This is a genomic window from Streptococcus sp. ELY_125 (genome assembly GCF_058314535.1).
The window spans coordinates 84,059-109,332 of sequence record NZ_JBZFUM010000004.1 but is presented as its reverse complement, the minus strand read 5'-3'; the positions used below and the strand labels follow the sequence as shown (position 1 = coordinate 109,332).

Here is a 25,274-nt window from a genome sequence, read left to right as displayed (position 1 = left end):
ATATGCGAGCCAAGGGCGAACCTTGTTTCCTCAACTAACATTTTATTATGTTACTTCTAAAAAGTCAATAGTTTTACTTAAAATTGAGTCGAATAATTTTTTTATTGCACCTGAATCTTTTACTAATGCACTATCTTGATATCTTTTTAGGATCTCTTTTCCCTCAGCGTGTCTTCTATTATTCAGCTCATCTGAGCAAAGCTTAGCGTGGATATAAAACAGTGCTACGATATCTAATGTTTTCTGATATCGAATCAAGTGCGTATTAACTCCCATGCTATCTGCAAAAGATTTAATAGCAGGCTGGGGTCTGTAGACTGAAGAGTTAGCATCAAAAATATTGATTAAATAAACATCATTATGCGCACAAGCATTTCTAATGTTTTTTATAAACTTATGCTGAATGGCGTATAGATTTTTACTATCTCCTATTTTATATCCCTTATAAAATTCTAGAAATTGAATTAAAGTCCCATAATCTATAATTTCCATTAAAACCCAAACAGAAATTTGGTCTCTTTTTTGAAACATATCTTTCTTATAGTAATTGTTTCTAAAATGTCTGAGTATTTCTTCAAATTTATCAGAATTTTCGTCTCGAAAACTTTCAACAATACTATAGCCATCTTCACCTTCATCATTTGTAAGTATTGTCATTAACTTTGTCTTTGTTGCATGCTCAACATCCAAACATAAATCCAATAAGTATTCTCTTAATCGTACATCTAGCTTTGCTGTCTCTATAAGATGATCAAATGTCAAATTAAGGTACCCTTTACCTTGAGGATTTTTCGGATAATTTTTTCTATAACTAGCAATTTTATAATAATAACTTCTGGTCTGTAGATACTCAATAATTTGGTCATCTGTATAGCTACCATTAGAAATATTTCTCTCATGGAATTTATTCACTAAATCAGCAAAAGATAGCTTAGGTTTCAATTAATACTCCTTTTATCTAAAAATTATTTCTCATTAGGATCATTCTAACAAAACACTTTCTAAATATAATGAGTTTAGAGCATTTTGATTAGACAAAAATTTACTCGCTTATAGTGTATAAGCATTATCCGCTATATTTTAGCATAAAATATTGAGTTTGTTGACAACTACCGTCTCAGTCGCAATGGTTCGATGATGTTTTCGACTAGGTCCATGCAGGCTTTTTTGATTGCTTTTTGGTAGAGGAGGGGATTGAGGGGTTCTGCGACTTGGTTTTTGTAGTCTTGATAGCGCTGACTAGCATTGAGCTGGCTTTCACCTTCTTGCTTTTTACGGCCCTTTTGGTAGTGGGTGACTAAGTAGCTGAGCTCATCTTCGCCAATATACCATTTCTTGGCCAGATCTGCGACATGGCTTTGGATGATCTCTGCTATCATCTCGTCTAGGACAGTAGTCAAAGCATGGCCGCGGTAGCGTTCTGGATCATTCTTGATCTGGTGCCAGAGGGTGGACATGACGCTGGCGAGACTGCTGTTAGTTTTGGCGAGATTGGCGATATAGTCATCGATAGCGGCTAAGTCCTTGTCTGAGAGGTCGGCGGCTTCTTGGCCTTCTTGCGGGATCAGGGCTTGGATAAGCGAGAGGATATACTCGTAGTTGATCTCATCGACATGAACGGACTCGATTTCGTAGAGATAATTTATGGGCTCCTCGTCGTCTGCGCCTTCTTCTTCTTGCCGGCGCTTGAGCTCGGCGAGGACATTTTGGTAAACGCCCATATAGGACTCGAGTTGATCGGTGCTGAGACCGTACTCGGTATAGAGGGTCTCCTCATCGTACTCTTGGTAGACTTGGATAGAGGCGAATGTCTTGTCAAATTCCTGAAAGGCCTTGGCAAAGACCTTGAGCTCTTGGGTTGTAGCACCTTCTGGTGTGATTCCCAAGCTGGGCTCGTCGCTGACGTGGCTGCGAAAGGCTGCTAGCTTGACCTCAAAGTTTTCCTTCTCCTCCTGCCAGTCTGGGGCTAGGACGCTGGTCTGACCGCCATTTGAATAGAGCTGGAGGGCATTATCGACAGCTGCTTTAAAGCTATTTGGTGCTTGAAAGGTGATGATCTGTCCGTGGAGTTTGTTCCTGTCAAAGATCCGATTGGTCCGACTAAAGGCCTGAATGAGATCCTGAGGCTGCATGGGTTTGCGGTCGATAAAAAGGGTCGACAGACAAGGCGCATCAAAGCCAGTCAAGAGACGATTGACCACGATGACCAGATCCAGCTGCTCGGCTCGAAAGAGGTACTTGTCTTTCTTGCGGGCTAGGCGGTTGTTGACGTCGGTGTTGTAACTGCGCAAGTCGGCTGTTGTAAAGTGGGTGCCAAACTCTTTATTGTAATCGCTCAAGGATGCTTGCATCTTCTCCTGATTTGAGTGGGAATCCTCTTCATTTTCAGTGACTGAGTAGGTGATAGCGACCTTGGGGAAGTCTGGAAGAACCCGCTTGACGGACTCGCTGACCTTGAGGATCGTTTCCCCCTTTTTGATACGCTGGATAAGGTCGTAGTACTTCTGTGCCATGGGGATAGACTTGACCGTCAGGATGGCATTGTAGGTTTTGCCGACGCCGTTTTTAAAACCGAGCGGTCCCTTGGAGTGGTTGATGATGGTATCGAGGACCTGCAGCATGTGCTCTTCGTGCTCATAGGCCTCATCTGCGATAGTCTTCTCATCAGTCCCTTCATCAAGGAGCAGGGTACTTTTGTAATCAACTTTGAAGCCCAGAACGGCGCCATCATGGATAGCCTCTTTGACCGTATACTCGTGAAGCTTGCGGCCGTATAGTTCCTCGGTGGTTTGCGCCAGATTGCCCAGCTGCTGACGCTTATTCTCGCCAAAGATAGGCGTCCCTGTGAAGCCGTACCAGAGGGCATTGACAAAGAACTGCGAGATAGCCTGATGGGTCTGCGGAGTCACCGCACGGTGGCACTCATCGACTACGAAAGCAACCTTAAGCTGCTTGATTTTCTGAGCATTCTTGCTGTAGCGGCCTTCGCCAATCTTGCGCATGAGGGTGGAGAGCTTCTGAATGGTGGTTACGACCACGCGCTTGTCATCAGCCGTCAAACGCTTGACCAAATCGTGGGTGCTGTCGGTCTCATCGATATCGATGACATCATTGGTCGCATAGGACATGAAGCTCGAGGTCGTCTGCTGGTCTAGGTCGCGGCGATCCACGACAAAGATGGTCTTTTTGATGGAGGGAATCTGCAGGAGATTGCGAGCTACCTTGTAGGAGGTCAGAGTCTTACCAGAACCTGTAGTATGCCAGACATAACCCGACTCCTGCTTCTTGCTGGCTTCCTGAACCGCCTCAATGGCATGAATCTGATAGGGACGCAGCAGGATTAAAGCCTTCTTATCATCATCAATAACCGAATACTGCATGACCATCTGGTGGGCGCGCGGAATCGAGAGCACCTGCTGGGCAAAGGCAAAGAGATCTTCGACTGGCTGGTTCTTTTTGTCCACCCACTTGGTTAGAAATTTTCTGTTGAGCTTGTCGGCCTTGGCAGCTGCAATATAGCGTGTGTTGCTCTTATTGGAGATGACAAACATCTGGATGCTGGAGTAGAGCCCGCGAAACTTACCTTCACGGTCGTATTTCTGGATTTGGTTGAAGGCCTCATCTATCGAATGACTGGCACTCTTAAGCTCGATATGGATGAGCGGAAGACCATTGATCAGCAAGCTGACATCTGTCCTGCGGTCACGCTCAAGCTCTTTTGAGCGATTGCGGACAACCTGATGGACCACCTCATAGGCAGATTTCCCACCTGCAACATTGTCACGCCAGATCACAGACAGGCGGGCATTATCCAAAGTGGCATCCTCACGCTGGAGGTCGACCTTGGCAATACCATTTTCACCGACCAGCCACTTGGCAGCCTCGTAGTAGCTGGTGAAGTCCAGCTGTCCCTTGATCTGCTCCTTTTCCTGATTAGTCAGGGGATGGCCGTTGAGAGCTGCGGTATTATTTTGTTCCAGCTTGGCAAAGAAATTACCCCAAAGATCTTCTTCTGTGCGCAGGTCATCGCGCAGGCTCCACTGACTTTCGCCTGTTATCAATCGTTCAATGAGCTGTTCCTCAATCACCAGCTCATTTGTCACTGTAATCGCCATAGTCATCACTTTCTAATCTTATACTATCTTTATTATAGCATAGGAGAGGTTAAGGAAACATAAACCTTGGAAGATAAAGCCGCTAAAATCAAAAAAGCGCTCCAAACGTTAGTTTTTTGGACTAACTCTTGGGGCGTCTTTTCTTATGAAGTTTTTCTGCTAGGCACCGATTCTGTCAAAATTTGGATTTAGCTAGACCCTAGGATAAGATTGTAAACAAGAACTGCAGCTAGGGCGATAGGGTCGGGGCTGGACTAAAGACCGTTACCTATTTTTCAATGCCTAAGTCCTTTAATTGCTCTAAGATGCTTTCTGTGTCTGCACCAGCCTGTAAGAGTGCGGCGGCAGCATAGGCTCCTTCAACGATAGGGACATCCTTGATATGGATAATTTTTTCTGAAAAATCAGCGACCATTTCTAGGTTCATTTTAGCACTGCCTAGATCAAAGAAGGCCAAGAGCTCATCTCGTGAATTGCTTTCGATAACCTTTTGAACCTGATCAAAGCTGGTACCGATACCGCCGTCCTCTGTGCCTCCGATAGCCGTAATGTCGACATTGCTGGCGACTTCATCGATGAGATCAACAAGGCCTTGAGCGATATTCTTTGAGTGTGAGACTATAACAATTCCTGCTTGTGCCATACTAGGCACCTGCCTCCAGTAACGCTTCAAAAAGGTAGCCGGATGAGCAGGTCCCGGGATCGATATGCCCAATGGAACGCTCACCCAAGTAGGAGGCACGTCCCTTGGTTGCTCTGATAGGGGCAGAATCCTCAACATACTGATGGATCTTGTCTAGTGAGAGCTGTTCGGTACGTAAGTCCTCTAGAACCTTCACCCAAATGTCAACCATGGTTTTTTCGCCGACTTCTGCCTTGCCGCGCTTCTGAATCATCTCCAGTCCTGCTGCAACCGCCTCAGCTACGGAGTCACTGGTTTGAAAAGACTTGGTAAAGCCCATAAAGGCTGAACCGTAAAGGGGGCCTGAAGCACCGCCAACCTTGCTGAGAAGCTGCATTGAGACTACTTTAAAGACCTCAGCTGGATTAGCGAAATCTTTGCCTTCTAGATTTTCCATGACTGCAGCCATACCTCTTGCCATATTGCCTCCGTGGTCACCATCACCGATTGGCGTATCTAGCTGGGATAGGTAATCTTTATTGGCTTGAACCTTGTCATTAAATAATGACATCCATTTGATAGCTAATTCTGTATTCATATTAATCTCCTTACCAGGCAATTGTCCTAACAGGCGCCTCTAGTGCTTCTAGCCAAGTCTCGTCTTCCAGACGCACCAAGGTCAATGATAAACCAGCCATATCAATGGAGGTCATGACATTGCCCAGTTTTTTATAGGCGACCTGTATCTTTGCTTCTTCTAAAAGTTTCGCGAGGTCATTGGCGAAGATATAGAGTTCCATCAGCGGTGTTGCTCCCATACCATTGACGAGGACAGCATAGTTTTCACCTTCTTTTGGTTGGAAAGAATCCACCAGCTTTGTCACTAATTCTTTAGCGAGCTCGGCAGATGGTTTCATCTTTTCCCGCTGGTAACCAGGTTCGCCGTGGATACCGATGCCGTATTCGATTTCATCATCGGCGAGCTCAAAGCCTGGTTTACCAACTTCTGGAACTGTTGCACCGCTTAGGGCCAAACCGACAGTATGGATATTGGGAACCAGACGGTCTGCTAGCTCCTTAATCTCTGCCAGACTTTTTCCGCTGCGAGCTGCATGGCCTAGAATTTTATGAACGAGAACGGTTCCTGCAACGCCGCGGCGTCCTTGGGTATAGAGACTGTCCTCGACAGCGATATCGTCATCGACGACGACACTGGCGACAGAGATACCTTCCATTTCGGCCAGTTCTTGGGCCATTTCAAAGTTCATGACATCACCTGAATAGTTCTTGATAACCATGAAGACGCCTGCGCCCTCGTCGGCCTCTTTGATGGCTGCTAAGACTTGATCAGGAGTCGGTGAGGTAAAGACTGGTCCGCAGACAGCTGCAGAGAGCATGCCTTCTCCGACAAATCCTGCGTGGGAGGGCTCATGACCGCTACCGCCACCGGAGATAAGCGCTACTTTCCCTGTTTTCGGGGCATTACGGGCGATGATTTCCAACCCATCTACACGGTGAAGGAGCTCACCATGTGCAAAGACCATACCTTCCAACATTTCAGTGACAACAGCTCGAGGATCATTAATAATTTTTTTCATAAGTCCTAACTCCTTTGTTCTTCTTTATGCTTTTATTATAGTAAAGCGTTTGCAAAAAAGAAAGGGACAACTCTTAATGGCGTCCCTTTCCTTTTAAATGACAAAATAGAAAAATACTGAAGGGGTGAGTTTAGCACAAGTATCGCTATTCTTTTGCAAATAGTACAGTGAAAAAATTCAAAAAATCATAGGCTTTAAATTTACATAATTATATTTCCACCATATTTACTTTGCTGCTTAACCCACTTGCTTACTCGTGGAGCTCTAGGGGCAGGCCGTCGGGATCCTTGAAAAAGGTCATCTTTTCACCAGTGAAGCTATCACGGCGGATAGGTTCGCAGGTGATTCCCATAGCTTCAAGCTCAGCTACAAGGGCTTCGATGTTCGTAACACGAAAGGCCAGATGGCGCAGGCCTGCTGCCTCTGATACTGCTTCTGGATAGCCGACACGCTTGGGCGGTGCCTGATAGGCAGGATCGCTGGTCTTGTTGCCAAAAATCTCCAGCTCAATGTCTCCACACTTGAGATCCAATTTGTAGTCGTGACGCTCGGGGCGGTGGTTTTCCCGGATAATGTCAAAACCTAGTTTATTGACATAGAAGTCCCGAGACAGCTCATAATCTGAGACGATAATGGCAATGTGGTGAATAGCATTTAGCTGCATAGGTGATTCTCCTTAAGATTGAGTTTGAGCGGTCTGCATGTCATAGTAGACACCCTTCTTTCTCATAAGTTCCTGATGGCTGCCATGCTCGACGATATCACCATCCACCATAACCAAAATTAGGTCTGCTGTCTGGATGGTCGACAGACGGTGGGCGATGACAAAGCTGGTTCGCCCCTTCATCAAGGTTTCAAAAGAATCCTGAATCAGACTTTCGGTTCGCGTATCAATGGATGACGTTGCCTCGTCTAAAATCAAGATTTTAGGGACAGCAACAAAAATTCGAGCGATCGTCAAGAGCTGACGCTGACCTTGTGAGAGTGAACTGCCAGCATCGGCCAAATAGGTATCATAGCCGTCTGGTAGCTGGCGAATAAAGAAATCGGCATTAGCCGCCTTGGCCGCTTCGACAACGAGCTCACGCGTGGCATTGGGATGGCCGAAGGCGATGTTATCATGAATGGTCGCAGCCTGCAGCCACGTTTCTTGCAAGACCATACCGATCTGGCGACGCAGGCTGCTGCGAGTATAGTTAGTGATGGGCTTGCCATCCAGCAATATTCGACCTGAGGACACTTCATAAAAACGCATGAGTAAGTTGATCAAGGTTGATTTACCGGCACCAGTTGGCCCGACGATGGCAACGCGGCTGGCAGCCGGTACAGAGATATTGAGATCCTTTATCTGGGTCTTATAAGGTGTATAGCCAAAGCTTACATGCTCAAAAGAGATCTGACCTTCCACCTGATCGCTCCTCAACTCTTCATGTCCCGTCTCGACTAGACTGTCCTGATCTAAAACTTGATAAAGGCGTTGAGCACAGGCCAGTGCTCCCTGCAGTTCTGCCAGCACAGACGAAACGTCGTTGAAGGGCTTGGTATACTGGGTCACATAGTTTAAAAAAGTGGTCAGCTGGCCGATGGAAAAGGCGCCGCTCATAATCCGCAGGGCTCCGACAGCTGCTAAGAGAGCATAGATGAGGGCGTTGATAAAGCGTGTTGCCGGATTGACAGTCGAGGAATAAAAGATAGCGCTCTGCGAGTAGTCAGCATAAGTGTCATTGACCTTAAAAAATTGCTGAATAAACTGCTCCTGCGCATTAAAACTTTGAATCAGACTTTCTTGATTGAGGCTCTCCTCAATCATTTGAGTCTGGCGACCGCGGGATTGGGTTTGTTTTTGAAAGAGGAGGAAGGATTTGCGGGCAATAAAGCGCGATAAAAAGAGCGATAAGGGGGTTAGACACAGCACTAAAAGCATCATGAGCCCATCAATTTTAGCCATCGTGATAAGGGTCACCACAATGGTCAGTACGCCGACAAAGAACTGATTGAAAACCATGAGCAGGCCATTATTGAGCTGTTCGACATCTGTAGTCACGCGGCTGACGACATCTCCGACCGATTGACCCAGATAAGAGATAGGAAGCCGGTGCACCTTGTCAATAACCCGCTGGCGCAAATCTTGGCTGAAGGCAAAGATCAGTCGGTTGTAAAGCAAGGGATTGAGGTATTGCACCAGCGTATTGCTCAGAATGACGATGAGCATTTTAGCCAAAATCCCCCAAATCAGCTGGCGATTATGGGGCACTAAGACCGCATCGACAGCATTCCCAATCAGAATTGGCAGATAGATGGTCAGAGCAACCTGCAGGCAAATACCAATCAGGGCTAAGCCCAGCAAGAGCTTCTGTTTCAAAAAATCATGAACCAAACGTTTTAAAGGAGATGGTTTCATACCTGAGCCTCCTTACTATGCTGCGAATAGTGAATTTCCTGATAGGTAGGACAGGTCTCCAGCAGCTCCTCATGGCGGCCAAGACCAACCTGCTGCCCTTTTTCCAAAACCAAGATCTGATCTGCTGACTTCAGGCTGTTAGTCCTTTGAGATATAAGGATAAGGCTGGTTTTAAGCTCCGACTTAATCGCCTTGAGCAGGCGACTTTCTGTCAGGTAATCCAAGGCCGAAGTTGAATCATCCAAAATCAGAAAAGGCGCCTGCCGTAAAACCGCTCTGGCAATGGTTAAGCGCTGGCGCTGACCTCCAGAAAAATTGTGGCCAAATTCCTTAACTTGGGCATCTAAGCCACCCTCTTTTTCTTCGACGAAGTCGCGTGCCTGAGCGATTTCCAAAGCCCACCAGAGTTGGTCATCTGAGATGGTATCACCGTCTAAGCCCAATGTCAGATTGGAACGAATCGTTCCCAGAAAAAGCTCAGCCTTTTGGGGAACTAGGCCAATCCAAGAGCGCCACTCCGCTAAATTAGCCGGACTCTTGCCTTGATTAAAGATGGCCAGATGCCCTTGCTGCGCTTGGTACAATCCCATTAAGAGCTGCACTAGCGTGGATTTGCCAGAACCTGTTCCACCGATAATTCCCAGAGTTGTTCCTGCTGTCATTTGTAGTTCAATACCAGATAGAGAAGGCTGGGCCGCAGTTGGATAAGTGAATTTCACATCTGACAACGATAAAATTTGCTTTTTATCAGATTTTAGTAGGGGAATACTAGCTTGTAAATCCTCTTCTGGCTGAGCAAAAACTTGGCTAATCCGGCCAGCACTAATAAAACTCTGATTTAAATTAGTCACCATCATGGCCAGCTTGAGCAGCTCGGTCAAGATATTAAGCAGATAGTTAACCAAAGCAATCAAGCTGCCCTGACTGAGGAGGTTATCAGCAATAGCCAGATTTCCTCGCCAAATAATCATGACTAGGGTTCCGTTGACAATGAGATAGGTCAGAGGACTGACCAAACTTGACAGAGCACCTGTTTTAATCTGGGTTTTGGTGTAGATCTGATTGTGATCAGAAAACTGCTCTTTCAAACGCTCAGCTTGACCGAAGGCGCGAATCACCTGCATTCCCTCAAGCTGCTCTCGTGTCAGACTGACCAAACGATCGGTCTGTTTTCTAATCTTTAGGTAGAGCGGATTAACCAGCCGTGACATACCATAGATTAAAAGAGTTAAAAGCAACACCATCAGCAGAAACCACAGTGAAAGACTCGGGCTGATAACAAAGGCCATGATGACCGAGCCAAAGACAATGATCGGTGCTCTTAGAAAAAGGCGCAGAAATTGATTGATTCCTGTTTGAATTTGAAAGGTATCACTGCTCAGTCTGGTCAGCAGGCTAGCAGTCGTCAGGCGGTCACGGTCTTCCTTGGAAAGCCGCATGATTTTTCGATAAAGATCCTTGGTTAACTGCCTCGTGTAGCCTACTGCTGCCTTGGATGAAAAATACTGGGCTGTCACAGCCACAACAACACCCAATACAGCTAGGCAAACGAGAAGAAAAATCATCCCATACAGATGATTTTTGTCTTTATGGGGAATAGTAATATCAACTATTCTGGCTATAATGATGGGAACCAGCAATTCAAAACTGGCTTCCAGCAGTTTAAAGAGGGGGCCGAGAAAAGTTTCTTTCAGGTAGCCCCGAAAATAAGTTAATAGATGTTTCATAGTTTTAAAATTTCTCAACCAGTCGCACTAAAAAGAGATTAAACTGGACTTGTTTGGCATAGTAGAGATTGCCACCATCTACGTAAAGTTTACCGCCGCCATAGAGGATGGAGATGGTATTAAAATAATAATAGGTATCACCAGATTTATTGCCTAGACTGGGGGCGACCACATCTCTGGAGTAGGCCTTGGCAAGGTCGATCGTATTCTTACCGCCGTGCCTGGCCACATAAGGGATGTAGGCTGCCCCATAGTTATAGGCCTGAATAGCCGTCCAAGTGTCTGTCTCATGCTTTTGGGCTTTTTCCAAATTCTCAGCTAAAACTTTGGTGCCTTGTTTAATGCTGGCGCGATTATCACTGATGTCGTTGGTTTTTCCAGTCGAGCTTTCGCTGGCCTGCATAACATCATCATCACGTCCCTTAGTTTCGGTATAAATCACCGCCAGAACCAAGTCTTCATTGGTAGCATTGTCGTCCTCTGCCAGCACTTCTTCTACAAGGGGGCGGTAGGCCAGAACCGTTTTCACAGCCCGATAGACCGTCACCCCCTTATAAATAGCCAACAAGGCGATGATAATGATAATCAATCGTCTAATTTTTTTAAACATATTACTTGCTTTGGATATCTTCAATATTCTTGATTAAGATAGAGTAAGTGCCATCACTGTTTTGAATAAACTCCACCGCTTCTGCATCTTGATAGACCTGATTGGGTACCACCAGCTCAATCCCATTGGACAGGGATAATTTCTGACTCTCCAACTTCTTCGACTGACGGGAATAGTCCACATCTGCTACCGGAATCGGCTCTGGAATTTTTTCCTTAAGCTGATCCACAAAGGTTAGACGAGCCGTGAGATTATCATCAAAGAGCTGATTGGCCAGCTTTTCTGGCGAGAGCTCCTGATCTTCCTCCAGATTTTGAAAGATTGCTGACTTCATCTTAGACTGAAAGCTAAAATCATCCTGATTGAAATCATCGGCTACCTTTTGGGCTGTCTTTTCCAACAGATTGATGGATTTATTGACAGACTGATCCGGTTTAACCTTGAGCAGATTTTCAGAAAAATAGTTGGCAAAACTGCCATTATGCTTAATGCGTTTTTCAATCAAATAATAGCGATAGGACTGGCGGTTAATCACCAAGGCCTCATCTGGCGTTTGAGCAGCTGAAGGCAGATTATTCTGGGTGACCTTGAGCGGCTGCTCATCATCTCCCAGAATATGCGCCAAACTATCCTTGAGCACCAGTCGTAAGAAGGCGAAATGTTCAATACCATCCTTATCAAATTGGATAAAAATCAGATCATTAGTCTTTTGATCCTCGCTGATGACAAACTCTTCCTTCCAGAGCTGGGCTATTTTGCGGGCAGATTCCATAAAATCATCACCGAGGTTGGCGATAAAGTCATTTTCAGGCTCAAATGTTCCTCGCTTAGCATCGGCGGTAAAAACCTTAGCCAGCTTTTTACGGAAATATTCATCTAAACTTGGTGTTAAAGTCAGCGGCCTATCCGCAAAGCGAAGGTCGGTGTCGTCGGGACTGAATTGGTGGATAATAATCTTTTTTAAATATAAATCTAGCATGTTAGTAAAGTGGGAAAGTGTCTGTCAATAACTTGACATCTTGGCGAATGCGTTCCAGTACAGCCTCATCATCATGATTTTCTAAGGCTTGAATCATCAATTCAGCAATCTTGGTACTCTCAGCAATACCCATACCACGGCTGGTAATAGCTGGACTGCCGATACGGATACCCGACGTTTTAAAAGGTGACAGCGTTTCAAATGGGATGCTGTTTTTATTGAGGGTAATATTAACCTCTTCAAGGATATTCTGGGCCAATTTACCATTTTCAACGACCTTAGTCACATCAACGAGAAAGACATGATTATCAGTTCCGCCAGACACGACATGAAAATCAGGGTGGGCATCAAAAACATCAGCCATGGCCTGGGCATTTTTGATGACGTTTTGACCGTACTCTTTAAAAGCTGGGTCCAAGGCTTCCTTGAGGGCAACCGCTTTAGCCGCAATTACATGCTCCAAGGGACCGCCCTGCAAACCTGGGAAGACAGCGGAATTGATTTTCTTAGCCAGATTTTCATCATTGGTCAAAATCAAGCCGCCGCGCGGTCCGCGCAAGGTCTTATGAGTGGTTGTCGTCGTTACGTGAGCATAAGGCACTGGGCTAGGATGGTGGCCGGAAGCAACCAGACCAGCAATATGTGCCATGTCGACCATGAGATAGGCACCGACACTGTCAGCAATAGCGCGGAATTTGGCAAAATCAATAATCCGTGAATAAGCTGAAGCCCCCGCTACAATCAGTTTAGGCTGATGTTGAACAGCCAGCTGCTGGATTTCATCATAATCCAAAACTTCTGTCTCCTTATTAACATTATAAGGGACAAAATTGTAGGTTTTACCTGAAAAGCTGACGGGCGAGCCATGAGTCAGGTGACCGCCGGCCGACAGATCCATTCCCATGACGGTGTCTCCAGGTTGGATCAAGGCCATATAGGCTGCAGCATTAGCTTGACTGCCTGAGTGGGGCTGGACATTAGCGAACTTGGCACCAAAGAGCTCCTTGGCCCGCTCAATAGCGAGATTTTCAGCTACATCAACACAATCAGTTCCGCCGTAGTAACGCTTGCCGGGGTACCCTTCGGCGTACTTATTGGTTAAAACGGAACCTTGGGCAGCCATAACAGCCTTTGAGACCACATTTTCAGATGCGATCAACTCGATGTTATTTTGCTGTCGCACTTCTTCTGCTTGAATGGCCTGCCAGAGCTCTGGGTCGTAAGCCTTGTAATCATCTTTGTCAAAAATCATAAAATCACCTCATAGATTTAATAAAGCGCTTCTGGGAGTGGGAAAGAAGTCATAAATCATAGATTTTGACTTCGTTTTCCCACCCCCGCACAGTTGGCTAGGCTGATCGCTATCACTGCCTAGCAAGAGATAAGAACAGCCAGCCAACCACTGCGTTAAATGGGTTGGCCATTTTCATTAAAAGTAAGCCTGATAATAGTTGGCCAAAACTATCAACTATCCTATAGTGCCATAAAAAGCATGGGCATCTTTTCGATTGGCGCTTGAATTGAGCCGAATAAAGGCATACTGTCGTTTTCTAGCTTCTGCTTCCAGACCCTGCATCAGTTCTTTACCAATGCCTTGATTCTGATAGGCCGGCAAAACAGCTAAACCAAAAACATTGAAGCCAGTTTCTGAATAAAGTGTGTCATAAACCTCAGCATGGACATAGACAACCAATTCTTGGCTAACCTCACCTTCAAACCCTAACAAAAAATCTTGATCTAAGGTATAACCCAGCGAATAGCTGCAATATCTGATAAAACCAAAACTCTCACCATCAGTCAATTCTCCTTTAGAAATGTAATTCAGGCACTGCCTCCAGCAAGGCTTCCTTGCTGATAGTTCCTTGGCGAAGGATGATAGCCCTGTCTCCAGATAAGTCTAGGATAGTCGAATCTAAGCCTTGAATGGCTGAGTCATCTGCTATTCCTATCACCTGATAGTCCAACTGCTCAATAATGTCTTTGAAGTTTGTGCCAGAAGCTCGACCGGATAGGTTGGCCGATGGACCGATTAAGGGGCCGTATTTCCCAATGAGCTCCTGAGTTAGGGGATGATTAGGAAGGCGAAAACCGACCGTTGACAGACCCGAGTTGACCCAGCTTGGAACCTTGTCATTAGCCTTGAGGATAATGGTTAGCGGACCTGGTAGGAAGGCTTGATAGAGCCTAGCTAGATAGGCTGGCTGACCTTGGCTGTAGGCCAAAATATCTTCCAAGCTGGCTACGTTGAGGTTCATGGCCCTGTCGAGTGGACGTCGCTTCAGGTCATAGACACGCTTGACTGCCTGCTGGTTCAAGGCCTTGGCGAAAAGGCCATAAACGGTTTCAGTCGGGAGGACAACTGCTCCTCCTGCAGCTAAAATTTTAGCAACCGCTGCTTGATCAGCCATCATCAACCACCACCATTCTGTCCTGACCAAATTGGTCGGGCAAAACTCTTATCCGCTTATCTGGAAAGGCAGCTTGAAAGATCTGTGAGACTGCCTGCCCTTGCTTATAGCCAATTTCCAGGTAAATCTTGCCATCAGGTTTGAGATGAGCTGCTGCTCCTTCAGCGATCCTGCGGTAGACAGCCAGACCTTGCTCTTTGGCAAAAAGAGCAAGATGAGGCTCGGAGGTCAGAACATTGAGACCAACCTCCTCTTTATCTGCTTGGGAAATATAGGGCGGGTTGCTGACAATAATATCGAAAACCCCCTCAATCTGATCAAAAACATCGGATTGACGAAAATCTACCTGCACCTTGTTATCTAGGGCATTTTCACCAGCCAAGTCCAAAGCATCCTGGGAAATATCAGACGCCGTCACCCGCCAAGCCGGCCGACTGTGTGCCAACGATACTGCAATAGCACCGCTTCCAGTGCCAAGATCAAGCAAACTCAGCCCACTGTCCGCATTCTCCTCTAAAATCAAAGCAACCAATTCAGCTGTTTCAGGGCGAGGAATCAGCACTCGCTTATCAACCTTAAAGGTCAGATCGTGGAAGCTCTCATAACCAATGATGTATTGGGCTGGCTCGTGGGCAAGCAAACGTTGAACAAGCTCTGTCAGCAAGAAATCATCTTCCGCCGTCACCTCTCGGCGAAGCATGAGGATAAAGGCTGTCATGTCAAGCTTTTTAAGTTCTCTAAAGACAAAACTTAGGCTCTCAGCCTCCTCGCCAGCCGCCAGTAATTGTTCCTCATACTCCGTAAAAAGTTGAGCATAGGTCATTGATTTAACTCTTCTAATTTTTGAGTTTGGTCGTAAAGAACCAAAGCGTCAATGACCTCGTCTAACTTACCAGACAGAATCGTATCCAGTTTCTGCAGAGTCAAGCCAATACGATGGTCTGTCACTCGGTTCTGCGGGAAGTTGTAAGTCCGGATCCGCTCCGAACGGTCTCCAGTACCAATGGTTGACTTACGCTCAGCATCCTGCTCGTCTTGGGCAATTTGAGCAAAGTGGTCGGCCACACGAGCACGGATAACCTTCATTGCCTTATCGCGGTTCTTTTGCTGGGTACGCTCTTCCTGCATTTCCACTTTGATGCCTGTTGGAATGTGGACCATACGGACAGCAGTCGCCACCTTATTGACATTTTGTCCGCCAGCACCCGATGCATGGTAGATATCGACACGCAAATCCTTGGGATCAATATCATACTCTACCTCTTCAACCTCTGGCATCACTAGGACAGTCGCTGTCGACGTATGAACCCGACCTTGGCTTTCAGTCACTGGAACTCGTTGGACACGGTGGGCGCCGGATTCATACTTAAGCTTGGAGTAGACCGATTGACCTGATACCATAGCCACCACTTCCTTGATACCGCCCACGCCATTGTAGGATGCCTCCATGACCTCGAATTTCCAGCCCTGACTCTCGGCATATTTCTGGTACATCTGTAACAGATCGCCCGCAAAGAGCTGGGCTTCATCGCCGCCAGCAGCCCCGCGGATTTCCAGAATGATATTCTTATCGTCATTAGGATCCTTGGGCAGCAGTAAGATTTTGAGACGCTCCTCATAGTCTTCCTTGGCCTCCTTGGAATCTTTCAGCTCCTCCTTGGCCATCTCTTCAAGGTCTGGATCGCCGCTGGCATCCTTAATCATCTCTTCAGCATCATTAATATTTTGCAGCACCTTCTTATATTCACGGTAAACCGTGACTGTTTCGCGTGTACTAGCTTCTTCACGCGATAGTTCCATAAAGCGCTTGGTATCAGAGACCACATCAGGATCACTCAGCAGCTCACCTAATTCATCATAGCGGTCTTCTACAGCTTGCAGCTGATCATAGATATTCATAAAAAGGGTCATGCTCCTCTCTTAATCAATTTCTGGGTGGTAATAGTGCTTACGGCAGACCGAGATATAGGTTTCGTGTCCGCCGATTTGGACTTGTTCTCCCTCGTAAACGGGCTGACCGTCCTTAACTCGCAGTACCATGATGGCTTTTTTACTGCAGTATTGGCATATGGTTTTAATTTCCTCAATCTTGTCTGCCAAGAGTAACAGTTCGCGGGAACCTTCAAAGAGATGGTTGCGAAAATCATTTTTGAGGCCAAAGGCCATCACAGGTACATCCAACTCATCGACTACTCTAGCCAAATCAAAAACATTGGCCTTGGTCAGAAATTGGCATTCATCAACAAGGACACAGTAGGGCTTTTCAGGCAGGCCGTCAATATAACCAAAAATATCGGTATCTGCTGAAATTGGCTTTGCCTTACGCCTAAGGCCAATACGACTGGCAACCCAGCCGTATCCTTCACGTGTATCCAAGGCGCTGGTCATAAGGACAACTGGTTTCCCCTGCTCCTCATAATTGTAAGCAACCTTGAGAATTTCAATAGATTTCCCCGAATTCATGGTACCATAACGGTAATATAACTGTGCCAAAAATATGCCTTCCTGTCTAAAAAAGTTTATCGTCTTATTTTATCATAAATCAAGGGAATTATCAGTAGGAAATCTAAGAATCAAGACTTGGAAAATCATCTGCACAATCGCTTCAACTTTGCTATTCTTACAGTTTTCATGATACAATAAGAGAGTAATAAGTTATTTCTATTTTAGGAGGAAAGCCCTATGCCATTTGTCAAAATTGATCTCTTTGAAGGTCGTTCACAGGAACAAAAAATCGAATTAGCACGCGAAGTTACCGAGGTTGTTTCACGTATTGCCAAGGCCCCCAAAGAAAATATTCACGTCTTTATTAACGATCTGCCAGAAGGGTCTTACTACCCCCACGGTAAGATGAAAAAAAAGAACTAAGGTATTAGAAGGTGGAAATGCAAGAAAAAATAGACCCTCTGCCTATAGATCCTCAGGATTCTAAGGCAGGGGGCTGTTTTATTTTATGGTGTTCTTGCCTGCTGTATTTTTATGAGCTAGCTACCTACTTAACGAAAAGAAGATACCCGATATTCGATTCTTTGTGAGGCTCTTTTTTACCCAGTTCTTCCTAACTAAAAAAGAGCCGAAAGACGATTGATAATGGGAAAATGACTTCTAGATTTCAACGGGGAAAATAGGCGTAAGGAAACAATGTTAATTTTTTGAAAGCGCTGCCGATATTTGTTACAATTACCGTGTAAAAATCACTAGAAAGGAGCCAGGCTATGAAGGCTGCGACTTATTTAGAAAAAGGTAAGATCGGTTTGGTTGAGCAAGCTAAACCAAAGATTGTCAATCCAACAGATGCTGTTGTGAGGTTGTTAAAAACCACCATCTGCGGGACTGATTTACATATCTTGGGAGGCGATGTTCCAGAAACACCGCCGGGCACTATTCTAGGCCACGAAGGTATCGGTATTGTTGAGGACGTTGGTGATGCAGTTACTAATTTTAAAGTAGGTGACAAGGTTATTATTTCATGTGTTACAGCTTGCAATACCTGCTATTACTGTAAAAAGGGGATCCCAGCTCACTGCGAACAAGGGGGCTGGATCTTAGGCCATCTAATCAATGGTACGCAGGCAGAATATGTCCACATTCCGCAGGCTGATGGCAGTCTTTATCATGCACCAAAAGTGGTTGACGACGAGGCTCTAGTCATGTTGTCTGATATCCTGCCAACTTCTTATGAGATTGGGGTCCAAGCATCAGATGTTAAGCCAGGTGATACTGTTTGTATTGTAGGTGCAGGACCGATTGGCCTTGCTGCTTTACTGACAGCACAATTTTATTCTCCAGCACAAATCATCATGGTTGATTTGTCAGAATCGCGTCTGGAAGCTGCTAAACGTTTCGGAGCGACTGAGGTCATTTGCTCAGGAGACGCTGAAGAAGTTAAGAATCAGGTTGACGCCTTGACAGATGGTCGAGGGGTTGATGTTGCTATTGAGTGTGTAGGCTACCCAGCAACCTTTGATATCTGTCAAAAAATTATCGCAATTGGCGGTCACGTCGCTAACGTTGGTGTCCATGGTAAGCCAGTATCATTTGACTTACAAGATTTATGGATTAAAAATATTACCTTGTCAACAGGTTTAGTCAACGCTAACACGACAGAAATGCTGCTGAATGTTTTAAAATCTGGTAAAATTGACGCCAGTCAATTAGTCACTCATCATTTTAACCTATCAGAGGTTGATAAGGCTTATGACGTTTTCAAAAATGCAGGTGACAATCAAGCCTTAAAAGTGATTATTGACAATGACATCAGTCCAGTAGCTTAGTTCTCATCGTCTAAGAGGCCAATTTGGCCTCTTTTTCTACATGGAGCCGATAAAACCCGCTGAGAGTCAAAGTTCTCAGCGGGTTTTTAGGCTTAAAATTATCGTTAGGACAAACTCTCTTTGAGGAAAAAATCAGCAAAGAAGTCCTCAGCAAGAATTTTAATGATTTCAGGAACGCTGTAAGCAGCAGTCAGATTGGCAACACCTGATAGATGCATCACGGCAATTTCCTTTGTTTGGTAATCAAAGCTGACTTGAAAAGCAAACTGACCATAACCCCGAAAGGCTGAGCTAGATTCAAAAAAGTAGCACTTGTAACTGCGCTTATCAATTTCAGCTTCAACCAGTTCATAGCGCAGGGATCTCAGGGGGAGATCACTCATAAAGCGCAGCATAGCAACCAATTCATCTGTTCTCTCTGCCATGAAAGCATCAATATTGCTATCTTCAAATTTTTCCTTTATAAAGGCCATGACCACACACCCTCTCTCACTTTTTCAATAACATTCCACCCTTATCTTACCATTTTTTAGTGGAAACTGCTGTGTGAAGATTTGGCTAGCCCTGCTGCTTTTTAGACTTGGCATTAAAAATTATATTAAGCAAGATGGAGCTGAGCGTGGCAATGACTATACCGTTGGTAAAGAACATTTGGACAGTTGTGGGGGCGCTGGCAAAAAGGTTGGTATTATTGAATCCCAGTCCCGCTGCAATGGAGACAGCCGCAATAATGAAATTGTGCTCCTCATTTTTGAAATCAACCGTATTGAGCATCTGAATTCCTTGAAGGGCTACCATCCCAAAGAGTACCAGCATGGCACCGCCTAGAACAGGATTGGGAATCAATTGCGCTAAGGCGCCGAACTTAGGCACTAAACCAAGTACAATTAGAAAGACAGCCGTATAGTAAATCGGACGGCGGGTCTTGATCCCTGAGAGCTGGACAAGCCCAACGTTTTGTGAGAAACCAGTGTAGGGAAAGGTATTGAAAATCCCGCCAAGAAGGACTGCTAAACCTTCTGCACGATAACCGTTGCGCAGACGCTTGCTGTCTAATCTATCATTGGTCAAATCAGACAAGGCCAAGTAAACGCCAGTCGACTCGACCATGGAAACTGTCGCAATGATACACATCATAATGATCGAGGTCAGCTCAAACTTAGGCTGACCGAAATAAAATGGCTGCGGCACATGAACGAGCGGTGCCTGAGCGACAGCCGTGAAATCAACCAGTCCCATGAAACCAGCAAGAAGAGTTCCTCCCACTAGGCCAATCAAAATAGAAATGGACTTGATAAACCCCTTGGCAAAAATTTGTACTAAAAGAACGATGGCAATGGTTGTCAGAGATAGAAACAGAGAATCAAGACTTGGCTTATCAGCATTGTCCCCCATATTTCCCATGGCAACCGAAATCAAGCTGAGACCAATCACAGTAATAACTGACCCTGTCACGATTGGCGGAAAGAAGCGAGCAATTTTAGAAAAGACACCTGCCACTAAGATGACGTAAACTCCAGAGGCAATCAAGGCACCGAACATATAGCCTGAGCCCTGATTTTGGCCAATCATAATCAAGGGGGCAACAGACTGGAAGGCACAGCCAAGCACGACGGGGAGTCCGATACCAAAGTACTGATTGAGCTGGAGCTGCAGGAAGGTTGCGATCCCACACATAAAAATATCGGTTGCGATCAGATAGGTCAGCTGAGTCGCCGAATAGTTCAGACTGCTAGCAATCATGATAGGCACTAGAATAGAGCCCGCATACATGGATAAGAGATGCTGCAGGCCTAGAATAGCTGATTGGGTATGACTTTCTTTGTTCATTAGGCATCTGCCTCCTTGAAGTTTACTCGGCCATTAGCAAAACTAGCCACACGCGCCAAAGAGGTCACTTGAAGACCCATATTCTCTAAAATCTGGCGTCCTGTCTGAAATGATTTTTCGATAGCAATTCCGACCCCTACCACATCTGCTCCTGCCTGCTGGATAATTTCAATCAACCCCTTGGCAGCCTGTCCATTGGCTAAAAAATCATCAATGATCAAGACCCTGTCATCTTTGGAGAGAAACTTTTCAGCAATAGAAACCGTACTAGTGACCTGCTTGGTAAAAGAATAGACCTCTGCTGTCAAAATCCCTTGAGTCATGGTAATGTTTTTGTGTTTTTTGGCAAAAATCATCGGAACATCTAATGCTTGCGCTGTATAGACAGCCGGGACAATACCAGAAGCCTCGATAGTGACAATTTTTGTAATCCCTGCATCCCTGTAAACCTCCGCCCATACTTGGCCCATCTCCTGCATGAGTTGGTAGTCTACCTGATGGGTCAAGAAGCTATCTACTTTGAGAATGTCCTCCCCTAAAACCTGACCGTCCTTTAAAATCCGATCTTCCAGTGCTTTCAAAATTTTTTCCTCCTCTATTATTCCACAGGAAATCCTGAGACAGTACTTTTTAAAAATCATCATTAACTTCGGCAGGCCAACTAGCAAGAGCTTTAGCTGTTCCCATAGAACTTGGTGCAGAAAATTCAGCTTTAGCGAATTTTTAAGCCTTTGATTAGACTGATGAGATTTTTGAGTATAAAAGTACAAGGGAAAAACTACCTTGGTTCTCCTGATACATACACCTCAATCATAATAATTTGTGGTGCTGCCTACTTACCGCTTTCCCCAGTCATCAAGTCATTATAATCAGACGCCTTGTCCTTAATCGCTTGGTTGACAGCTTTGGAAAACTGGCCTTTAATGTCTTCGTCTAATTCCCCAGCAATCTTCTTCAGGCTGGACCTTGTCTCAGAAGCAATATGACTGATGGCTTTGTCATACTTGTCTATCAGCTCCTTACGCTTAGCCTTTTGAGCACTGGCACAAGCTCTAATAATCCCTTTCTCGTACTCCTTTTCAGCCGCTTCTGTATCTCCTGATACCGCGTCACCTACGGCTTTTCCCATATGTGTCCGTGTCACGCCGCCAGCCATTTCTTTGGCACTGTTCCAAGCATCCGTAAGGGCACTCATTGCTGTCCTCCTCTTTTCTTTTTCATCATTTTAGGATAATTTCCGCCGTTCAATATAGGCTGCTTCCAGTTTGTCACTGACAGGCTGGAAGGTTTTCTTATAAACCTTCTCTAATGATTCAAACTGATCGTCGTAATATCTAAAAACATCAATAAAGGCATTTTGAACCCGAGTGTTGATATCGGTTACGGTAGTGGTAAAATGCGTGCTGTCCTGAACCCCTAAGGCTCTAAAATCAGCCAGTGCTTCTTGATATTTAGTGTCCGTAATGGCGTTGAAGTTCTGCAGCCGCTCCTCATAGGATTCCCGCTCTTGCTCCAACTGTTTTTTGATCCGGCGGTAGTCCTCGTCCATAAATTCAAGTTCCAGCTCGTATTTCTTGATTTTATCTTGTATTACATCCCACTCATCCATCCTGAAATTTCTCCTCCTAAACGGCTGTCTTTGTCAATAAGCTCCTGCATACCTGTTTCAATTTGACCGCCTAGATTGGCAAACCCTTCAGATAGACTTGAGGCTTTAGTTGTTTTCTTGTCAAAATGATCTTTGACCTTGGTTACCATATAGTCATAGGTAATGCCTTCCTCGGCATAAACGGCTAAAATCTCATCATCTGTCAGCTTATTGACAGAAGCTGGGCGATCACTGGTCAGACTCTTATAGAGTTGTTCGGCCTCTTCACCAGCAGCATCGGCCTGTCCTTTGATGCTTTCATAACCGATTTGGGCTGCGCTTCCCAAACCAGAAGCCACGGCACTGGCAGACAGATAATCCAAGAAAATCTTTTCATGACCTGAATAGCCATCAGCCCCCAGCTTGGACTTCATGGCCTTGAAGTCCTTGCCCATGTAGCCAGAAACCATGGATTCCACCTCATCATAGACATGGGTCACATCTGCCACATTGCCGTTTTTATCAACCAGATTGCCATCTTTATCGAACTGCCAGCCAGCGACACTGTGGTCAGCCAGCATACCGGCATTTTTCCGCTCGACATAGATAGCCGTCTCAGTCTCATTGCCGGTGATGTTCCCTATTTTGTCATGGGGATTGCGGTAATTGCGGAACTGGCCCTTGTGCTTTTTCATGTAGGCAATTTCTTTATCCGAAAGCATATTATGGATATCAGGGCCATTGAAGCCGACATTGTTATAGCCCTTTTTCACAGACACATACATGGCTAAAGATTCTCCAAGGGAATGACCCGTCGTTGTAATCTCTGCTTTGGGATATTTTTTCGCGACCTTCTTAGCAAAGGCTTGGGCCGTTTTGAACTGAGAATCGACTGTCGGTCCAGTAGGCGAAGAACCGCGTTTTTTCAACTCATCACTCCCATGACCAATGGACTGAACATCTGTTGCAATATCATCAGAGTCAGCTTTATTCGTTCCAGCGTAGGCAATTACGACCTGGCTGGTATCCACATGACCATTTTTATCTACAGGTGCCACGGCCATAGCCTGCATACCGTTGTCAGTGTTGTCTTCGACTTTGAGGACTTTGTATTGACCATCCATTATTTCTTGTCCCTCTTTTATATGAACAACACCCTTTTTTCCACTGTCTACGTTGTAAACACGATTAGATAATTCGTTATAGTCTTTATCTGTGATTGTCATATTGATTACTCTCCATAATAAACTACTTTTATATCACCTTTAGAATCATTTGTTTTGTTTGTTTTAGGATGTTGAATGATAAAATCTTTTGTATAGTAGTCAAGAGATATTTCGCCACCAATACCTCTTTCATAAAACATCACTTCAAATTTATCATCAATTTCTGCAACACTAGTGTAGTAACCCGTTTTTGCATCCTTTTCAAAATTCTTAAACTCAATTTTTTCAACTCCTTCATAATGGCTAGCTAAGTATTCCACCATCCTATCCTGCTCTCCTTTATACCTTGGCTCATCCTTTCCTGTAAAGGGATTAATCATTATTATACCTCCTATTACTAAAACTGCTGTGATTCCTAATAAAATAACTGCCTTCTTTTTTACTGTCATAAAACCTCCTTAATATTATAATATAAGCTAAACCAGCTCTCTTTTAACTGGCTTGGATTAGATTATAATGCTCATCTTCAACTTTATCGACCAGATTGCCATCTTTATCGAACTGCCAGCCAGCGACACTGTAATCAGCCTGCATGCCATTGTCAGTATTGTCTTCGACTTTGAGAACTTGAAACTTTTGACCATCAGACTTGAATTTATACCCCTCAGCCACGGTATAGTCCTCTTTACCATCTTCGACAGCATAAGCTTGCTTTGTTATATCTTGATAATTCTTTTCCGTTATTGTCAATTTATTCCTCCAAATAACTAATATTAATATTTTTAAGTGTGGTGTCTTGGTCTACATCAGATTTTTCCTGAAGTTTAAATGTCTTAGAATCCCACTCCGGTACATAAGAATCGGTGTCATCTATATCATAAAATGTAATAGATAACTTATTACTATCGTTAATATTTAAATAAACTGTCTGTGAACCTGTTGTTTTATTTTCACTAACATCCTCAAATTTAACTTTATGAACACCCTCATAGTTTGCGACTAAATACCGTACAATCTTGTCCTGACTATCTTTATTGTATTTTGGAACTTTTTCGCCTGTAAAAGGATTAACCTTTCCTCCAAGCAGGTTAAACATCACTATACCTCCTATTACAAAAACTGCTGTGATTCCTAAGAAAATAACTGCCTTCTTTTTTACTGTCATAAAACCTCCTTTTATTATAATCTAAGCTAAACCAGCTCTTTTTTAACTGGCTTGGATTAGATTATAATACTTATCTTCAACTTTATCGACCAGATTGCCATCGTTATCGAACTGCCAGCCAGCGACACTGTGGTCAGCCAGCATACCGGCATTTTTCCGCTCGACATAAATAGCCGTCTCAGTCTCATTGCCGGTGATGTTCCCTATTTTGTCATGGGGATTGCGGTAATTGCGAAACTGGCCCTTGTGCTTTTTCATGTAGGCAATTTCTTTATCCGAAAGCATATTATGGATATCAGGGCCATTGAAGCCGACATTGTTATAGCCCTTTTTCACAGACACATACATGGCTAAAGATTCTCCAAGGGAATGACCCGTCGTTGTAATCTCTGCTTTGGGATATTTTTTCGCGACCTTCTTAGCAAAGGCTTGGGCCGTTTTGAACTGAGAATCAGTAACTTTAGCCGAATTCAGGCCTGAGCGCATTTGTAGCTTGTCTCTCCCCAGTCCAATAGACTGACTGTCGGTTTCGATATCTTTAATATCACTCTTATTCGTTCCAGCGTAGGCGATTACAACTTGGCTGGTATCCACATGGCCGTTCTTGTCCACCGGTGCCACGGCCATAGCCTGCATACCGTTGTCAGTGTTGTCTTCGACTTTGAGGACTTTGTATTGACCACCTGCTACGGTATCACCTGATTTAACAGGATTATCCACTTTTCCAGAATCAACACGATAAACTTCCTTCGAAATTTTATTATACTCTTGTTCAGTTGTCATAGTTACTC

General features: G+C 44.8%; 27 protein-coding genes and 1 pseudogene. 2 read left to right on the top strand and 26 right to left on the bottom strand.

What is annotated here, in order from left to right; genetic code table 11:
* Nucleotides 1-45 precede the first annotated feature (45 nt).
* From AC4HAL_RS03115 to AC4HAL_RS03040, 16 genes and pseudogenes are all read right to left on the bottom strand, one after another.
* Nucleotides 46-942 (bottom strand): Abi family protein, encoded by an 897-nt coding sequence (locus AC4HAL_RS03115; RefSeq protein ID WP_491092934.1) that lies wholly within the window; start codon nucleotides 940-942, stop codon nucleotides 46-48.
* A gap of 167 nt (nucleotides 943-1,109) precedes the next feature.
* The gene (locus tag AC4HAL_RS03110) at nucleotides 1,110-4,115 is read right to left on the bottom strand and encodes a type I restriction endonuclease subunit R (RefSeq protein WP_491092933.1); all 3,006 of its coding nucleotides are present in this window, start codon (nucleotides 4,113-4,115) and stop codon (nucleotides 1,110-1,112) included.
* 268 nt (nucleotides 4,116-4,383) lie between these two features.
* A complete protein-coding gene (gene dhaM, locus AC4HAL_RS03105) occupies nucleotides 4,384-4,758 on the bottom strand; it encodes a dihydroxyacetone kinase phosphoryl donor subunit DhaM (protein WP_491092932.1) in 375 nt (124 codons plus the stop codon).
* Between the two features lies 1 nt (nucleotide 4,759).
* On the bottom strand, nucleotides 4,760-5,335 hold the full coding sequence (gene dhaL, locus AC4HAL_RS03100; RefSeq protein ID WP_491092931.1) for a dihydroxyacetone kinase subunit DhaL: 576 nt from the start codon (nucleotides 5,333-5,335) through the stop codon (nucleotides 4,760-4,762).
* Between the two features lie 10 nt (nucleotides 5,336-5,345).
* On the bottom strand, nucleotides 5,346-6,335 hold the full coding sequence (gene dhaK, locus AC4HAL_RS03095; RefSeq protein ID WP_491092930.1) for a dihydroxyacetone kinase subunit DhaK: 990 nt from the start codon (nucleotides 6,333-6,335) through the stop codon (nucleotides 5,346-5,348).
* A gap of 250 nt (nucleotides 6,336-6,585) precedes the next feature.
* Nucleotides 6,586-6,999, bottom strand: a complete 414-nt coding sequence (gene gloA2, locus AC4HAL_RS03090; RefSeq protein ID WP_491092929.1) for an SMU1112c/YaeR family gloxylase I-like metalloprotein — start codon at nucleotides 6,997-6,999, stop codon at nucleotides 6,586-6,588.
* 12 nt (nucleotides 7,000-7,011) lie between these two features.
* Nucleotides 7,012-8,736: an ABC transporter ATP-binding protein gene (locus tag AC4HAL_RS03085; RefSeq protein ID WP_491092928.1), complete on the bottom strand. Its 1,725-nt coding sequence runs from the start codon at nucleotides 8,734-8,736 to the stop codon at nucleotides 7,012-7,014.
* Nucleotides 8,733-10,463, bottom strand: a complete 1,731-nt coding sequence (locus AC4HAL_RS03080) for an ABC transporter ATP-binding protein (RefSeq protein ID WP_491092927.1) — start codon at nucleotides 10,461-10,463, stop codon at nucleotides 8,733-8,735. Before AC4HAL_RS03080 ends, AC4HAL_RS03085 begins: the two co-directional genes overlap by 4 nt.
* 4 nt (nucleotides 10,464-10,467) lie before the next feature.
* Nucleotides 10,468-11,073, bottom strand: a complete 606-nt coding sequence (locus tag AC4HAL_RS03075; RefSeq protein ID WP_491092926.1) for a lysozyme family protein — start codon at nucleotides 11,071-11,073, stop codon at nucleotides 10,468-10,470.
* A 1-nt stretch (nucleotide 11,074) separates the two neighbouring features.
* Nucleotides 11,075-12,052, bottom strand: a complete 978-nt coding sequence (locus AC4HAL_RS03070) for a nucleoid-associated protein (RefSeq protein ID WP_491092925.1) — start codon at nucleotides 12,050-12,052, stop codon at nucleotides 11,075-11,077.
* A gap of 1 nt (nucleotide 12,053) precedes the next feature.
* Entirely contained in the window at nucleotides 12,054-13,304 is a 1,251-nt protein-coding gene (gene glyA, locus AC4HAL_RS03065) for a serine hydroxymethyltransferase (protein WP_491092924.1), read from the bottom strand.
* Between the two features lie 216 nt (nucleotides 13,305-13,520).
* Nucleotides 13,521-13,790, bottom strand: a pseudogene (locus AC4HAL_RS03060) (GNAT family N-acetyltransferase); the annotation flags it as partial.
* 70 nt (nucleotides 13,791-13,860) lie between these two features.
* A complete protein-coding gene (locus tag AC4HAL_RS03055) occupies nucleotides 13,861-14,460 on the bottom strand; it encodes an L-threonylcarbamoyladenylate synthase (RefSeq protein WP_491092973.1) in 600 nt (199 codons plus the stop codon).
* Nucleotides 14,453-15,283 carry a peptide chain release factor N(5)-glutamine methyltransferase gene (prmC, locus tag AC4HAL_RS03050; RefSeq protein ID WP_491092923.1) on the bottom strand — a complete coding sequence of 277 codons (831 nt, stop codon included), beginning with the start codon at nucleotides 15,281-15,283 and terminating at the stop codon, nucleotides 14,453-14,455. Before prmC ends, AC4HAL_RS03055 begins: the two co-directional genes overlap by 8 nt.
* On the bottom strand, nucleotides 15,280-16,359 hold the full coding sequence (gene prfA, locus AC4HAL_RS03045; protein ID WP_447451327.1) for a peptide chain release factor 1: 1,080 nt from the start codon (nucleotides 16,357-16,359) through the stop codon (nucleotides 15,280-15,282). The genes prmC and prfA overlap by 4 nt, the downstream gene beginning before the upstream one ends.
* A 21-nt stretch (nucleotides 16,360-16,380) precedes the next feature.
* Entirely contained in the window at nucleotides 16,381-16,953 is a 573-nt protein-coding gene (locus AC4HAL_RS03040) for a thymidine kinase (RefSeq protein WP_447451326.1), read from the bottom strand.
* 189 nt (nucleotides 16,954-17,142) lie between these two features.
* Here AC4HAL_RS03040 and AC4HAL_RS03035 point away from each other — a divergent pair, with 189 nt between their 5' ends.
* Both AC4HAL_RS03035 and AC4HAL_RS03030 read left to right on the top strand, forming a co-directional pair.
* Entirely contained in the window at nucleotides 17,143-17,328 is a 186-nt protein-coding gene (locus AC4HAL_RS03035) for a 4-oxalocrotonate tautomerase (RefSeq protein ID WP_491092922.1), read from the top strand.
* A gap of 347 nt (nucleotides 17,329-17,675) precedes the next feature.
* Nucleotides 17,676-18,734, top strand: a complete 1,059-nt coding sequence (locus tag AC4HAL_RS03030; protein ID WP_491092921.1) for a zinc-dependent alcohol dehydrogenase family protein — start codon at nucleotides 17,676-17,678, stop codon at nucleotides 18,732-18,734.
* Nucleotides 18,735-18,838: 104 nt separating this feature from the next.
* On the opposite strand, the gene AC4HAL_RS03025 is transcribed toward AC4HAL_RS03030, so the two are convergent.
* From AC4HAL_RS03025 to AC4HAL_RS02980, 10 genes are all read right to left on the bottom strand, one after another.
* The gene (locus tag AC4HAL_RS03025; RefSeq protein ID WP_491092920.1) at nucleotides 18,839-19,207 is read right to left on the bottom strand and encodes a hypothetical protein; all 369 of its coding nucleotides are present in this window, start codon (nucleotides 19,205-19,207) and stop codon (nucleotides 18,839-18,841) included.
* A gap of 85 nt (nucleotides 19,208-19,292) precedes the next feature.
* A complete protein-coding gene (locus AC4HAL_RS03020; RefSeq protein WP_491092919.1) occupies nucleotides 19,293-20,564 on the bottom strand; it encodes a nucleobase:cation symporter-2 family protein in 1,272 nt (423 codons plus the stop codon).
* Nucleotides 20,564-21,145, bottom strand: coding sequence for a xanthine phosphoribosyltransferase (locus tag AC4HAL_RS03015; protein ID WP_491092918.1), 582 nt, complete (start codon nucleotides 21,143-21,145; stop codon nucleotides 20,564-20,566). Before AC4HAL_RS03015 ends, AC4HAL_RS03020 begins: the two co-directional genes overlap by 1 nt.
* A gap of 251 nt (nucleotides 21,146-21,396) precedes the next feature.
* A complete protein-coding gene (locus tag AC4HAL_RS03010) occupies nucleotides 21,397-21,759 on the bottom strand; it encodes a hypothetical protein (RefSeq protein ID WP_491092917.1) in 363 nt (120 codons plus the stop codon).
* Nucleotides 21,760-21,789: 30 nt separating this feature from the next.
* A complete protein-coding gene (locus AC4HAL_RS03005; protein WP_491092916.1) occupies nucleotides 21,790-22,173 on the bottom strand; it encodes a hypothetical protein in 384 nt (127 codons plus the stop codon).
* Nucleotides 22,155-23,378 (bottom strand): triacylglycerol lipase, encoded by a 1,224-nt coding sequence (locus tag AC4HAL_RS03000; protein ID WP_491092915.1) that lies wholly within the window; start codon nucleotides 23,376-23,378, stop codon nucleotides 22,155-22,157. The genes AC4HAL_RS03005 and AC4HAL_RS03000 overlap by 19 nt, the downstream gene beginning before the upstream one ends.
* Before the next feature lie 5 nt (nucleotides 23,379-23,383).
* On the bottom strand, nucleotides 23,384-23,767 hold the full coding sequence (locus tag AC4HAL_RS02995) for a hypothetical protein (RefSeq protein ID WP_491092914.1): 384 nt from the start codon (nucleotides 23,765-23,767) through the stop codon (nucleotides 23,384-23,386).
* A gap of 43 nt (nucleotides 23,768-23,810) precedes the next feature.
* Nucleotides 23,811-24,068, bottom strand: a complete 258-nt coding sequence (locus AC4HAL_RS02990) for a hypothetical protein (RefSeq protein WP_491092913.1) — start codon at nucleotides 24,066-24,068, stop codon at nucleotides 23,811-23,813.
* Nucleotide 24,069: 1 nt separating this feature from the next.
* Nucleotides 24,070-24,483, bottom strand: coding sequence for a DUF1433 domain-containing protein (locus AC4HAL_RS02985; protein ID WP_491092912.1), 414 nt, complete (start codon nucleotides 24,481-24,483; stop codon nucleotides 24,070-24,072).
* 42 nt (nucleotides 24,484-24,525) lie between these two features.
* Nucleotides 24,526-25,266, bottom strand: coding sequence for an alpha/beta hydrolase family protein (locus AC4HAL_RS02980; RefSeq protein ID WP_491092911.1), 741 nt, complete (start codon nucleotides 25,264-25,266; stop codon nucleotides 24,526-24,528).
* Between the last annotated feature and the right edge of the window lie 8 nt (nucleotides 25,267-25,274).